At 66.8% G+C, this 12,654-nt stretch carries 12 protein-coding genes; 10 read left to right on the forward strand and 2 right to left on the reverse strand.

Going from position 1 to position 12,654, the window contains the following annotated elements; genetic code table 11:
• Positions 1–16 precede the first annotated feature (16 nt).
• Positions 17–991 (forward strand): COX15/CtaA family protein, encoded by a 975-nt coding sequence (locus tag SLQ30_RS00995; RefSeq protein WP_413467919.1) that lies wholly within the window; start codon positions 17–19, stop codon positions 989–991.
• Here SLQ30_RS00995 and SLQ30_RS01000 read toward each other — a convergent pair.
• Positions 941–1,879 (reverse strand): hypothetical protein, encoded by a 939-nt coding sequence (locus SLQ30_RS01000; protein WP_319444978.1) that lies wholly within the window; start codon positions 1,877–1,879, stop codon positions 941–943. The two genes, SLQ30_RS00995 and SLQ30_RS01000, sit on opposite strands and share 51 nt — an antisense overlap.
• Positions 1,880–1,898: 19 nt before the next feature.
• Between SLQ30_RS01000 and SLQ30_RS01005 the strand changes: the two genes are divergently transcribed.
• Both SLQ30_RS01005 and arfB read left to right on the forward strand, forming a co-directional pair.
• Positions 1,899–2,873 (forward strand): quinone oxidoreductase, encoded by a 975-nt coding sequence (locus SLQ30_RS01005; RefSeq protein ID WP_319444979.1) that lies wholly within the window; start codon positions 1,899–1,901, stop codon positions 2,871–2,873.
• A 43-nt stretch (positions 2,874–2,916) separates the two neighbouring features.
• A complete protein-coding gene (arfB, locus tag SLQ30_RS01010) occupies positions 2,917–3,348 on the forward strand; it encodes an alternative ribosome rescue aminoacyl-tRNA hydrolase ArfB (protein WP_319444980.1) in 432 nt (143 codons plus the stop codon).
• A gap of 21 nt (positions 3,349–3,369) precedes the next feature.
• Here arfB and SLQ30_RS01015 read toward each other — a convergent pair whose 3' ends face one another.
• Positions 3,370–4,299 (reverse strand): heme o synthase, encoded by a 930-nt coding sequence (locus SLQ30_RS01015; RefSeq protein WP_319444981.1) that lies wholly within the window; start codon positions 4,297–4,299, stop codon positions 3,370–3,372.
• Between the two features lie 209 nt (positions 4,300–4,508).
• Here SLQ30_RS01015 and tkt point away from each other — a divergent pair, with 209 nt between their 5' ends.
• From tkt to SLQ30_RS01050, 7 genes are read left to right on the forward strand one after another with little or no spacing between them, the layout of a single operon-like run.
• On the forward strand, positions 4,509–6,602 hold the full coding sequence (gene tkt, locus SLQ30_RS01020) for a transketolase (protein WP_319444982.1): 2,094 nt from the start codon (positions 4,509–4,511) through the stop codon (positions 6,600–6,602).
• A 36-nt stretch (positions 6,603–6,638) separates the two neighbouring features.
• The gene (gene tal / locus SLQ30_RS01025; RefSeq protein ID WP_319444983.1) at positions 6,639–7,754 is read left to right on the forward strand and encodes a transaldolase; all 1,116 of its coding nucleotides are present in this window, start codon (positions 6,639–6,641) and stop codon (positions 7,752–7,754) included.
• 8 nt (positions 7,755–7,762) lie between these two features.
• The gene (gene zwf, locus SLQ30_RS01030; RefSeq protein WP_319444984.1) at positions 7,763–9,304 is read left to right on the forward strand and encodes a glucose-6-phosphate dehydrogenase; all 1,542 of its coding nucleotides are present in this window, start codon (positions 7,763–7,765) and stop codon (positions 9,302–9,304) included.
• A complete protein-coding gene (opcA, locus tag SLQ30_RS01035; RefSeq protein WP_319444985.1) occupies positions 9,301–10,212 on the forward strand; it encodes a glucose-6-phosphate dehydrogenase assembly protein OpcA in 912 nt (303 codons plus the stop codon). The genes zwf and opcA overlap by 4 nt, the downstream gene beginning before the upstream one ends.
• Positions 10,205–10,945: a 6-phosphogluconolactonase gene (gene pgl / locus SLQ30_RS01040; protein WP_319444986.1), complete on the forward strand. Its 741-nt coding sequence runs from the start codon at positions 10,205–10,207 to the stop codon at positions 10,943–10,945. The genes opcA and pgl overlap by 8 nt, the downstream gene beginning before the upstream one ends.
• Positions 10,946–10,964: 19 nt before the next feature.
• Positions 10,965–11,342: an ATPase gene (locus SLQ30_RS01045; RefSeq protein WP_319444987.1), complete on the forward strand. Its 378-nt coding sequence runs from the start codon at positions 10,965–10,967 to the stop codon at positions 11,340–11,342.
• An 18-nt stretch (positions 11,343–11,360) separates the two neighbouring features.
• On the forward strand, positions 11,361–12,650 hold the full coding sequence (locus SLQ30_RS01050) for a cytochrome (RefSeq protein ID WP_319444988.1): 1,290 nt from the start codon (positions 11,361–11,363) through the stop codon (positions 12,648–12,650).
• Positions 12,651–12,654: the final 4 nt, after the last annotated feature.

A 12,654-nucleotide genomic window follows, 5' to 3' on the forward strand; every position in this document is an offset into this window, starting at 1 on the left:
CGGTGCGTAGTTGCCATTGCTCTACGATCGGGCGGTGCCCGTCGGACGTCTCCTGCTGCGACTCGTCGACGTGTTGCCCGACCCGAGCCTGCGGACGCAACGCCTCATCACAGGCGCAGTCGTCCTGACGCAGGGGGGCATCGCGGTGACGGGCGCGATCGTCCGCGTCACCGCATCCGGACTTGGCTGCCCGACGTGGCCCCAGTGCTTCCCAGGCAGCTTCACCCCGGTTCCGGTCGCCGAGGTGCCGGTCGTCCACCAGGCGGTGGAGTTCGGCAATCGGATGATCACCTTCCTCGTGGTGCTGACGGCCGCGCTCGCGGTACTCGCGGTGACGCGCGCACGGCGCCGCCGCGAAGTGCTCGTCTACGCGTGGTTGATGCCCGCCTCGACGGTGGCACAGGCCGTCATCGGCGGCATCACCGTCCTGACCGGCCTGCTGTGGTGGACCGTCGCCATCCATCTGCTGGTCTCCATGACGATGGTGTGGCTCGCGGTGCTGCTCTTCGTCAAGGTGGGCGAGCCCGACACCGGAGCGCCAACCGAACTGGTCCCAAAATCGTTGCGGTGGTTGACGATACTGACCGGCACGGCGCTGGCTGCCGTACTCGTGGCGGGCACGCTCGTCACCGGCGCCGGACCGCATGCCGGCGACAAGAGCGCCGCTGCACCCGTACAACGGCTGCAGGTCGAGATCACCACGCTGGTGCACCTGCACTCGTCGCTCTTGGTGGCTTACCTCTCGCTGGTCGTTGCGCTCGGATTCGCGCTGCTCGCGGTGCACGCGCCACGCGCAGTGCTGGTGCGGCTTTACGTCTTGCTGGCGCTGGTGTGCGCACAGGGACTCGTCGGCACCGTGCAGTTCCTCACTGGGGTGCCGGCCGCGCTGGTCGCCGTGCACGTCGCAGGCGCGGCGGCGTGCACGGCCGCGACGGCGGCGCTATGGGCGTCGATGCGACAACGGACCCAATCCGAGCCGCTCGAGCGCTGACTCGACACCGAGCGCGAACTCGCGCTGGGCGAGCGAGCGCGTTTCGGCGTCCAACTGCCGCCAGCCGAGCGACGGCTCGACGAGCTCCAACTCCAGTAGCCGGGGGTCGTCGGGACCGCCGATGACGTCGACGCGGGCGTAGAGGAACTCCTCCACTGCGATGCCGAGGTGAGCCGCCGCGGCCGCCAGCGCTGCATGACCGACGTCCCACAACTCGAAGTCAGGCTCGGCGGGCTGCAACGACTCCTCGGCATACGTGCCGGAGTCGTCGAAGGCGGGCTTGCTCCCCGGCGGCGGAAGAATCGGACCCTTCGTGAACGCGTGCGATTGGCGGCCCGCGATGAACACCAGCGCCGTTTCGCCTGCTTCGATGCGCGGGTCGTACGGCTGAACGAGCACTGTGCGGCCCTCGGACTGCAACTCGGCGGCATGCGCACGGGCGGCGTCGTCATCGGTGAACCGTTGCGCTCCAACAGATCCCGCACCGACCGCCGGTTTGACGACGACCTCGCCGCCGGGCACCCGCACGCGCTCCCCCGGTGCGAAGAACTGGCTCGGCACCGTCGGAACCCCGGCCGCGGCCACGTCGGCCAGATAGCGCTTGTCGGTATTCCACGCCACCACGGCAGGGGCATTCAGCAGATTGGGCACCCGCTTGGTCCACGCGAGGAACTCGTCGAGCCGTTCGATGTAGTCCCACGTCGCGCGCACGATGACCAGGTCGGCCTGTTCGGACTCGGGATCGTCCCACGCCAGCCAGCGGGCGTGCTGACCGCGCGAGCGCAGCGCCGCGACCAGTCCCGCGTCGTCGCCATCGCCCTCCACCAAGGCGCGACAACCTGCGAACACGATGCGGGGATGCCGAACGTTGGGCCTGGCGAGCTTCACCATTGGAATGATAGGTGGCATGCACGCAATCGAAGTCAGCGAAATCGGCGGGCCCGAAGTTCTCACCTACGTCGAGAAGGATCAACCAGAACCTGGTCCCGGCCAAGTGCTCATCAAGGCCGACGCGATCGGCGTCAACTTCATCGACACCTATTTCCGCTCGGGCCTGTACAAGCGCGAGGCACCCTTCGTCGTCGGCACCGAGGTGTGCGGCACCATCGCCGCCGTCGGCGAGGACGTGGCCGCCCTCGGCGTCGGCGACCGCGTCGTCACCGCCCAGGCCGACGGGGCCTACGCCGACTTCTGCCTAGCGCCCGCCGACCTGGTGGCCTACGTGCCCGACGCCGTACCCGCTGACGTCGCAGCGTCGGCCCTGCTGAAGGGCATGACCGCGCACTACCTGATCAAGTCCGTCTATCCGGTGCAGCAGGGTGACACCGTATTGGTGCATGCAGGCGCGGGTGGCGTCGGCCTGATCCTGACGCAGTGGGCGACCAGCATGGCGGTCAACGTGATCACCACGGTGTCGACCCGCGAAAAGGCCGAGCTATCCCGCAAGGCCGGCGCCATCGAGGCGCTCGACTACCCCGACGACCCGGCCGAATTCGGCGCGAAGATCCGCGAGCTCACCGCGGGCAACGGCGTGGCCGCCGTGTACGACGGGGTGGGCGCTTCGACGTTCGACGCCAGCCTGGCCAGCCTCGCGCTGCGCGGCACCCTCGCCTTGTTCGGGGCGGCCAGTGGGCCGGTTCCTCCGTTCGACCCGCAACGGCTCAACAGTGGGGGTTCGCTGTTCCTGACCAGGCCAACGTTGGCGCACTACACCCACACCCCCGACGAGTTCGGTTGGCGTGCAGGGGAACTGCTGGACGCCATCGCGACGGGAGTACTCGACATCACCGTCAGCAACCGCTACCCACTTGCCGATGCAACCGATGCGCATCGCGATTTGGAGGGCCGCCGCACCGTCGGCTCCGTGGTGTTGATCCCCTGACTCGCAAGGCCCTGCCACCTGCGGTCGACCTAGGGTTGTCGGCGTGGCCGAGGACTTGATCGTGACACGGACATTCGTCGTGTCCGGCGCCGACTTGAGCGAGCGTTTCTCGAGGTCTTCCGGGCCGGGCGGACAGGGCGTGAACACTGCGGACAGCCGGGTCGAGCTGTCCTTCGACCTGGCCCGTTCGCGGTCGGTTCCAGAGTGGCTGCGCAAGAGGATGCTCGCTCGACTGCGCGGGCGACTCGCCGGGGGCGTGCTCACGGTGACGGCGAGTGAACACCGCAGTCAACTCCAGAATCGCGCGGCAGCCCGCGAACGCATGGCCCGCCTGCTCCGCGTCGCCGCGGTCACACCCCCACCAATGCGCAGACCGACCAAGCCCACCAGAGGCTCCAAGGAACGCCGGATCGCGGACAAGAAGCGGCGAGGTCGCACGAAGGAGACCCGACGCAGAGGCTGGGACGCGAACTAGCCGGTCACCAGCCGACAAGCATTAGCCGAAAAGCGTTGGCAGCGCGAGGGCGGAGTCGACGGCCAACGCGCAGAACACGACGGCCAGGTAGTTGTTGGACTGCAGGAACAGGCGCAGCGGCTTGACCGGCTCGCCACGCTTGACACCGGAGTACAGCTGGTGGGCCATTGTCAGGAACCACGCCCCCGCGAGTAGCGCGACCGCCGCGTACAGCCAGCCGGTGGCCAACGCCAACCCGAGCGTGGCAATCACGGTCAACCAGGTGTAGATCAGGATCTGCCGGGTGACCTGTAGTTCGGTGGCCACCACCGGCAGCATCGGAACGCCTGCGGCCGCGTAGTCGTCTCTGTAACGCATGGCCAACGCCCACGTGTGCGGCGGAGTCCAGAAGAAGATGATCGCGAACATGACCAGAGCGGGCCACTGGACGGTGCCCGTCACCGCAGACCACCCGATCATCACCGGCATGCAACCTGCCGCGCCACCCCAAACGACGTTCTGGGACGTGCGGCGCTTGAGCAGCAGCGTGTAGACGAACACGTAGAACAAGATCGTCACGATCGCCAACACACCGGACAACAGGTTCGTCGTCCACCACAGCCAGAAGAACGAGCCCACCGACAAGACCAGCCCGAAGACCAGCGCGTGCCTGGTGGGCACCGTGGCCTTGGCCAACGGTCGCCGGGCGGTCCGCTTCATCACCTTGTCGATGTCGGCGTCCGCCACGCAGTTCAATGTGTTCGCGCCCGCGGCGGCGAGCAGCCCGCCCACCAAGGTGTTGAGGATCAGCAGCGGGTCGACGACGCCGCGATGGGCCAGCAGCATGGCGGGAATTGCGGTGACGAGCAGCAGCTCGATGACCCGAGGCTTCGTCAGGGACACGTACGCCAAAAACTTGGTACGTATCCGGGCAGGCGCCTCGGCGAAATAACGGCGCTCGCGAATGCTCACGCAGTTGACTCCTCGTCGTGTTTTCGCGGCAGCACGCAGCTTCTACTACAGAGGATGGTAGACCGCTGGCCTGTGAGCCGATCACCACAGGGTGCCTTCGCCGGGCTCGAGCGTTAACTCCACCCGAACTAATGGCATGCATCCTGCGGCGCAGGAGCGATCACCGTTAGGGTGATGTTGACCGGCTTGCCTACCTGAGGAGTGCGTTCGTGACCACTGTGGAAGAGATTTCCGCACTCACCCAACCCCACCACCCCGAGGACTGGGCCGACGTCGACTCGGTCGCCGTCGACACGGTACGAGTACTGGCGGCGGACGCAGTGCAGAAGGTCGGCAATGGCCATCCCGGCACGGCCATGAGCCTGGCACCGTTGGCGTACACGCTGTTTCAGCGCCAGATGCGCCACGATCCGTCGGACGTGCACTGGCTCGGCCGCGACCGGTTCGTGTTGTCGTGCGGCCACAGCAGTCTGACGCTCTACATCCAGCTCTATCTGGGCGGATTCGGGCTCGAGCTCGGCGATATCGAAGCGCTGCGGACCTGGGGCTCCAAGACGCCCGGCCACCCGGAGTTCCGGCACACCGCGGGTGTCGAGATCACCACCGGGCCGCTCGGCCAGGGCCTGGCCTCGGCCGTGGGCATGGCGATGGCCTCGCGGTACGAGCGCGGCCTTTTCGACCCAGACGCCGCTCCGGGCACCAGCCCGTTCGACCACTTCATCTACGTCATCGCCTCGGACGGCGACATCGAGGAGGGCGTGACCAGCGAGGCGTCGTCGCTGGCAGGCACCCAGGAACTCGGCAATCTGATTGTGTTCTACGACCACAACCAGATCTCCATCGAGCACGACACCAACATCGCGCTGTCCGAGGACGTGCCCGCCCGCTACCGCGCGTACGGCTGGCACGTGCAGGAGATCGAGGGCGGCGAGAACGTCACGGGAATCGAAGAAGCCATCGAGGCAGCGAAGGCCGTTACCGACAAACCGTCGTTCATCTCCGTCCGCACGATCATCGGATATCCGGCGCCCACCAAGATGAACACCGGCGGTGTGCACGGATCCGCGCTCGGCGACGAGGAAGTGGCCGCCACCAAGAAGGTGCTTGGCTTCGACCCCGAGAAGAAGTTCGAGGTGCGTGACGAGGTCATCGAGCACACCCGCAAGCTCGTCGACCGCGGTCGGGAGGCACACGAGAAGTGGCAACCCGAGTTCGACGCCTGGGCCGAACGCGAGCCCGAGCGCAAGAAGCTTCTGGACCGACTGCTGGCCCAAGAACTGCCCGACGGCTGGGACGCCGACGTCACCTCCTGGGAGCCGGGGTCCAAGCCGCTGGCCACCCGCGCCGCATTCGGCAAGGTGCTCAACGACGTGGCGCCGAAACTGCCCGAACTCTGGGGCGGTTCGGCCGACCTGGCCGGCAGCAACAACACCACCATCGAGGGTGTGAAGTCGTTCGGGCCGCCGTCGATCTCGACCTCGGACTTCACCGCGGACTGGTATGGCCGCGTGCTGCACTTCGGCATCCGCGAGCACGCCATGGGCTCGATCCTGTCCGGCATCGTGCTGCACGGACCCACCCGCGCCTTCGGTGGCACGTTCCTGCAGTTCTCCGATTACATGCGCGGAGCCGTTCGCCTCGCGTCGCTCATGGACATCGACACCATCTACATCTGGACACACGACTCCATCGGGCTTGGTGAAGACGGACCCACCCACCAGCCCATCGAGCACCTCGCCGCGCTGCGGGCCATCCCCAACCTGTCCGTGGTGCGGCCGGGCGACGCGAACGAGACGGCCTACGCCTGGCGCAGCATCATCGCGCGTGGCAGCGGCAGCGGACCAGTTGGTTTCATCCTGACCCGCCAGGGCATTCCGGTGTTGGAAGGAACCGACTACGAGGGCGTCACCAAGGGCGGTTACGTGCTCGGCGGCGGTAACCCGGCCGACGACGCCGACGTCATCATCATCGGCACCGGCTCCGAGCTGCAGTTGGCGGTCGAGGCCAAGAAGCTGTTGGCGGAGAAGGACATCGTTGCCTACGTGGTGTCGATGCCGTGCGTCGAGTGGTTCGAGTCGCAGCCGAAGGAGTACCGCGACAGCGTGCTTCCGCCATCGGTGTCGGCCCGGGTTGCGGTCGAGGCGGCAGTCGCAATGAGCTGGCACAAGCTGGTCGGCGACACCGGCGAGATCGTCTCGATCGAGCACTACGGCCAATCCGCCGACGACAAGACCCTGTTCCGGGAATTCGGGTTCACCCCCGAAGCCGTCGTGGCCGCCGCGGAACGCACCATGGACAACTGACAGCAAGCAACCAACCGAAATCGACGAGGAGCAGCAATGACTCAGAACCCGAACCTGGCGGCGCTGAGCGCTGCAGGCGTATCCGTATGGCTCGACGACCTGTCCCGCGAACGGCTGCAGACCGGCAATCTGGCCGAGTTGATCGCGACCAAGAGCGTCGTCGGGGTGACCACCAACCCATCGATCTTCCAGGCGGCGCTGTCAAAGGGCACCGCCTACGACGCGCAGGTCTCCGAACTCGCCGAGCGTGGTGCCGACGTCGACGCGACCATCCGCACGGTCACCACCGACGACGTGCGGAACGCGTGTGACGTGCTCGCCAAGCAGTACGAAACATCCGGCGGCGTCGACGGGCGGGTGTCCATCGAGGTCGACCCTCGGCTCGCCCACGACACCGACAAGACCATCCTGCAGGCGATCGAGCTCTGGAAGATCGTCGACCGCCCAAACGTGCTGATCAAGATCCCGGCGACGGAGGCGGGCCTGCCCGCCATCACCGCTGTGATCGGTGAGGGCATCTCCGTGAACGTGACGCTGATCTTCTCGGTCGAACGGCACAAGCTCGTCATCGACGCTTACCTCAAGGGTCTGGAGGCCGCCAAGGAAGCCGGACACGACCTGTCGAGGATCCACTCCGTGGCATCGTTCTTCGTCTCGCGCGTCGATACCGAAATCGACAAGCGGCTTGAGGAGATCGGCACCGAGGAAGCACTGGCACTGCGTGGGCAAGCCGGCGTGGCCAACGCCCGGCTGGCCTATGCGGCATACGAAGAGGTCTTCGTCGGCGGCGACCGGTTCGCGGCGCTGGCGGCCGACGGCGGCACGGTGCAACGTCCACTGTGGGCATCGACCGGCGTGAAGAACCCGGACTACTCGGACACGCTCTACGTCACCGAACTGGTCGCGCCGAACACGGTGAACACCATGCCGGAGAAGACGATGGATGCCGTCGCCGACCACGGAGTCATCACCGGCGACACCATCACCGGCACCAGCGCCGCAGCGCAGGCAGTGTTCGACAAGCTCGAGGCCATCGGTATCGACTTGACCGACGTGTTCATCGTGCTCGAGGACGAGGGCGTCGATAAGTTCGAGAAGTCTTGGCAGGAACTGCTCGACGCCACCCAGGGTCAGTTGGACCAGAAGGCTTGAGCCACCAAGTGACCACCACGCCTGCCGCGGAGTGGCAGAACCCGCTGCGGGACAAGCTCGACAAGCGGTTACCACGCATCGCGGGTCCGTGTGCGGTGGTGATCTTCGGCGTGACCGGAGACTTGGCCACCAAGAAGTTGATGCCCGCCATCTACGACCTGGCGAATCGCGGACTACTGCCACCCACGTTCTCGTTGGTCGGGTTCGGCCGGCGGGACTGGTCTGACGAGGACTTCGGCGACGTCGTACTCAAGGCGGTGCAGGCCCACGCGCGCACGCCCTTCCGCCAGGAGGTCTGGGACCGACTGAGTGAGGGCATCCGTTTCGCGCAAGGCGAATTCGACGACGACAAGGCCTTCGAGCGGCTGTCGGAGACCCTGCGGAAGCTCGATGCCGAGCGCGGGACGGGTGGCAATCACGCCTTCTATCTGTCGATCCCGCCGAAGGCCTTCCCCTCGGTCTGCGAGCAGCTGTCCAAGTCCGGGCTGGCCCGACCCGACGGCGACCGGTGGAGCCGCGTCGTCATCGAGAAGCCGTTCGGCCACGACCTCGACAGTGCGCGCTCACTGAACCATGTCGTCAACAGCGTCTTCCCCGAGACGTCGGTGTTCCGCATCGACCACTACCTCGGCAAGGAGACGGTGCAGAACATCCTCGCGCTGCGCTTCGCCAACCAGCTGTTCGACCCGATCTGGAACGCGCACTACGTCGATCACGTCCAGATCACCATGGCCGAGGACATCGGGCTCGGTGGTCGCGGCGGGTATTACGACGGCGTCGGCGCCGCGCGGGACGTCATCCAGAACCACCTGACGCAGCTCCTGGCGCTGACCGCCATGGAGGAACCAGTCAGCTTCAAGCCGTCCGAGTTGCAGGCCGAGAAGATCAAGGTGCTGTCGGCGACGAAGCTGGTGGAACCCTTGAGCGAGAACACGTCCCGAGGCCAGTACACCGCGGGCTGGCAGGGTGGCGAAGAGGTGGTCGGGCTGCTCGAGGAGGAGGGGTTCTCCACGACGTCCACCACGGAGACGTTCGCCGCCATAACGCTCGAGGTCGACACCCGCCGCTGGGCCGGGGTGCCGTTCTACCTGCGCACCGGAAAGCGCTTGGGCCGCAGGGTGACCGAGATCGCCCTTGTCTTCAAGCGCGCTCCGCATCTGCCCTTCGACGCCACCATGACCGACGAGCTCGGCAAGAACGCATTGGTGATTCGGGTGCAGCCGGACGAAGGCATCACGCTTCGATTCGGCTCGAAGGTGCCCGGCCATGCCATGGAGGTCCGCGACGTCAACATGGACTTCTCCTACGGATCGGCGTTTGCCGAGGACTCCCCCGAGGCCTACGAGCGCCTGATTCTCGACGTACTACTGGGTGAGCCGTCGTTGTTCCCCGTGAACCAGGAGGTCGAATTGTCTTGGGAGATCCTGGATCCCGCGCTCGCGTACTGGGCGTCGCACGGTAAGCCCGATCCGTATGAGTCGGGCGGTTGGGGCCCAGATTCGGCATTCGAAATGCTGCAGCGCACCGGCCGGGAATGGCGGCGACCGTGATCGTCGACCTTGAGGCGACCACGACCAACGCCATCAACAAGAAACTCGACGGCCTGCGCGAAGAAGGCGGCGCGTTCACCATGGCCAGGGTGCTCACGCTGGTCATCGCTCCTGACGGCGAAGCCATGCTCGAAGACTCGATCGAGGCCGCCAACGCCGCCAGCCGGGAGCATCCCTGCCGGGTCATCGTGGTGTTCGCGGTGGACCGCGACGGCCCAGATGCCAAGTTGGACGCGCAGATCCGAGTCGGCCACGACGCAGGCGCGGGCGAGGTAGTGGTGCTGAAGCTGCACGGACCGCTCGCCGCACAGGCCAGCAGCGTCGTGATGCCATTCCTGTTGCCGGATACCCCGGTGGTGGCGTGGTGGCCGGACGTCGCGCCGCGCATTCCCGCGGAGGATCCGTTGGGCCAGTTGGCGATCCGCCGGATCACCGATGCCACCTACGGCACCGATCCGTTGGCGTGCATCAAGAGCAGGTTGGAGGGTTACACCGCGGGTGACACCGATCTGGCGTGGAGCCGGGTCACCTATTGGCGGGCCATGTTGACGTCGGCGCTGGATCAGGGCCCGCACGAGGACATTTCGTCGGCGCTGGTTTCCGGCCGCAAGGAGGAGCCCGCGCTGGACATCCTCGCGGGCTGGCTGGCCAGCCGCATCAACGGTCCGGTGACCCGCGCGGTCGGTGAGCTGAAGGTGGAACTCAACCGTGCCAGCGAGACCATCACGTTGAGCAGACCGCAGGATGGCGTGACGGCTTCGCTGACCCGCACCGGCCAGCCCGACGCCAAGCTTCCGTTGGCGCGCAGGGAGACTCGGGACTGCTTGGCCGAGGACCTGCGCAGACTCGACGCCGACGAGATCTACCTCGCTGCACTTCAGGGCATCGACAAGGTGACGTATGAGTAAGACGGTTATCGAGAAGTACGCCGACGCTGACGCGTTGGTCTCGGCAGCGGGCGACCGACTGGTCGGCGCCATCACTGCCGCCATCGACGCGCGCGGAAGCGCCTACGTCGTGCTCACCGGCGGTGGAACCGGCGTGAAATTGCTCAAGCACGTCGGCGACCACGGTGCGGCCATCACCTGGTCGAAGGTGCACCTCTTCTGGGGCGACGAACGCTACGTCCCCGCGGCAGACGACGACCGCAACGACAAGCAAGCCCGCGAGGCGCTACTGGATCACCTCGACATCCCGGCGGCCAACGTGCACGCAATGCCTGCCAGCGATGGTGAATTCGGCGACGACATCGACGCCGCGGCACTCGCGTACGAACAGGTACTGGCCGCCAACACCACCGGCGGCGCACCGACACCGGAGTTCGACGTGCATCTGCTGGGCATGGGTGGCGAAGGGCACGTCAACTCGCTGTTCCCCCACACTCCGGCCGTGCGGGAGCAGACGCGCCTGGTGGTCGGCGTCACCGACTCCCCGAAGCCCCCGCCGCGGCGCATCACGTTGACGCTTCCCGCAGTTCGTCGCTCCCGTGAGGTGTGGTTGGTGGTCGCGGGCGCGGAGAAGGCCGACGCGGTCGCGGCCGCCGTCGGCGGTGCGTCCCCAGATGACGTGCCTGCAGCGGGCGCCACAGGTCGCGACGCGACGGTGTGGCTACTCGACGAAGCCGCCGCGGCAAAGCTCTAGCCGTCGCATACTGACGAACATGGCTGACAATTCCGGACGTTCTGCGCGCCAGCGCACTGGGCGGGAACGCATCAAGACGCTCACGCAGGCGGCACTCAACGCCGACGTCACCGTCGAGCAGGTCGATGCGGTGCTCGGAGACCTCAGCGACGCGCTGTCCGATCTGAACAACTCGACCACCGGGCTGGACGCCACCCTGGTCCGGTTCAACGACACCATCACCCGCATCGACGAACTGGCGCCGCGGTTGATCGGCGTGGTCGAACGCCTCGAGGCCATCGTGGACCGCGTGGAGAAGATCGTCGGCCTCGGCGAACAGGTGATGGCGCCGTGGACGGCCACCGAGAATGCCGTCCGGGGGGCGGTCAACGCAGTGCGTAAGAGCACCGGCCTCTAAGAAATTGACCCGGCGAATGTGAACCCGGCGCCGCTCGACGTGCTACCGCTGGCCGATGGAATCGGCCTGCCCTGGGACGTTCAGGTTGACGACGCGGTGGCCGCCGTGGCGTCCGCGCGGGAGACGTGCGGGGATTCCTTCGTGATGCGCAGCGGCGGCAACGACTACTTGTTCACGTTCTCGCCAACCGGCGTCGAGTCGTTCTACGCGCTGCTGGAAGAGGCTGCCAGCAAGGGGGTGGCGGACTACCTGATGCTGCGGCGCAAGCTGCCCGACGAGGTTTTCGCAGGCAGGCGGCTGCTGCCGAGTTCGCTGTTCCGTCGCGATGACGTCACGTCGTATCTGGCTAATCTCGACCACGCACTCGACGCCACCGAGGCCGAGTTGGGCGAACGGGGTTCGGTCGACCTGTTCGCGCTGACCCGGCGACTGGGACACCGCATGGGGTTGGCGTCCTGGGCGGGACCCGGTTGTGCTGACGGGGAATCCTTCGAACGGCTGGTGCGCGCGTTCGACGTGCTCGACGGATCGGACGCCTTCGTTCATCCCGACGCCATGGCGGCCGTCGCCGCGTCCGGGAAGCGAGCCGAACGGGCCGCCCTCGACGAGGTCGCCGACGTGGTCGGAACTGCGGTACGGCAACATGATTCGGAGCAACGGGATGACGGCGGACTGTTCGGGCGGATCACCGAGGCCTGGGCATCGGAACCGGCCGACGTCCGTAACCGCGGTATCGCCATGGACGTCGCACTCATTCACATCGCGTCGATGTCGAATCTGATGGCGGCGCTCGGTTGGGCCCTCGTCGACCTGATCGAGCACCCAGACGAAGCACACCGCGTCGCGACGGGCGACACCGAACTGGCCCAGCGCTGCGCGTTGGAAAGCACCCGGTTGGCGCAGCGTTCGATCATGGCCAGGGCCGTCTTGGAGCCGGTCGCATTCGACACCGGTGCAGGTGTCGTAGACGTGCCGGCGGGCTGGACGATTGCCACTCTGCTCCCCTTGCTCAACACGTCGGCGGCCCCTGGGCTGCAGACCTGGGAGCCCGGCCGCTGGCACCGGTACCGGCTGGCCGATGCGAGCGCGCTGGCGTCCCCAATGCTGGTGACCGCCTTCGGGCACGGCAGGCATTCGTGCCCGGCCCAGCCGTTCTCGTTGGCCGCCATGACGATGGCGATGACCCGACTGCTCGGCCGCTACGACATGACGCCGGACTGGACGGAGTATCCGCGCCCGGTGCCCGCCCAGATCGGCGGAGTGGCACGTTCTGCGAACCCTTGCCTGATCGGCTATACGCTCCGCTGATATT

The organism is Mycobacterium sp. RTGN4 (assembly GCF_033804635.1).
Taxonomy (GTDB): Bacteria; Actinomycetota; Actinomycetes; order Mycobacteriales; family Mycobacteriaceae; genus Mycobacterium.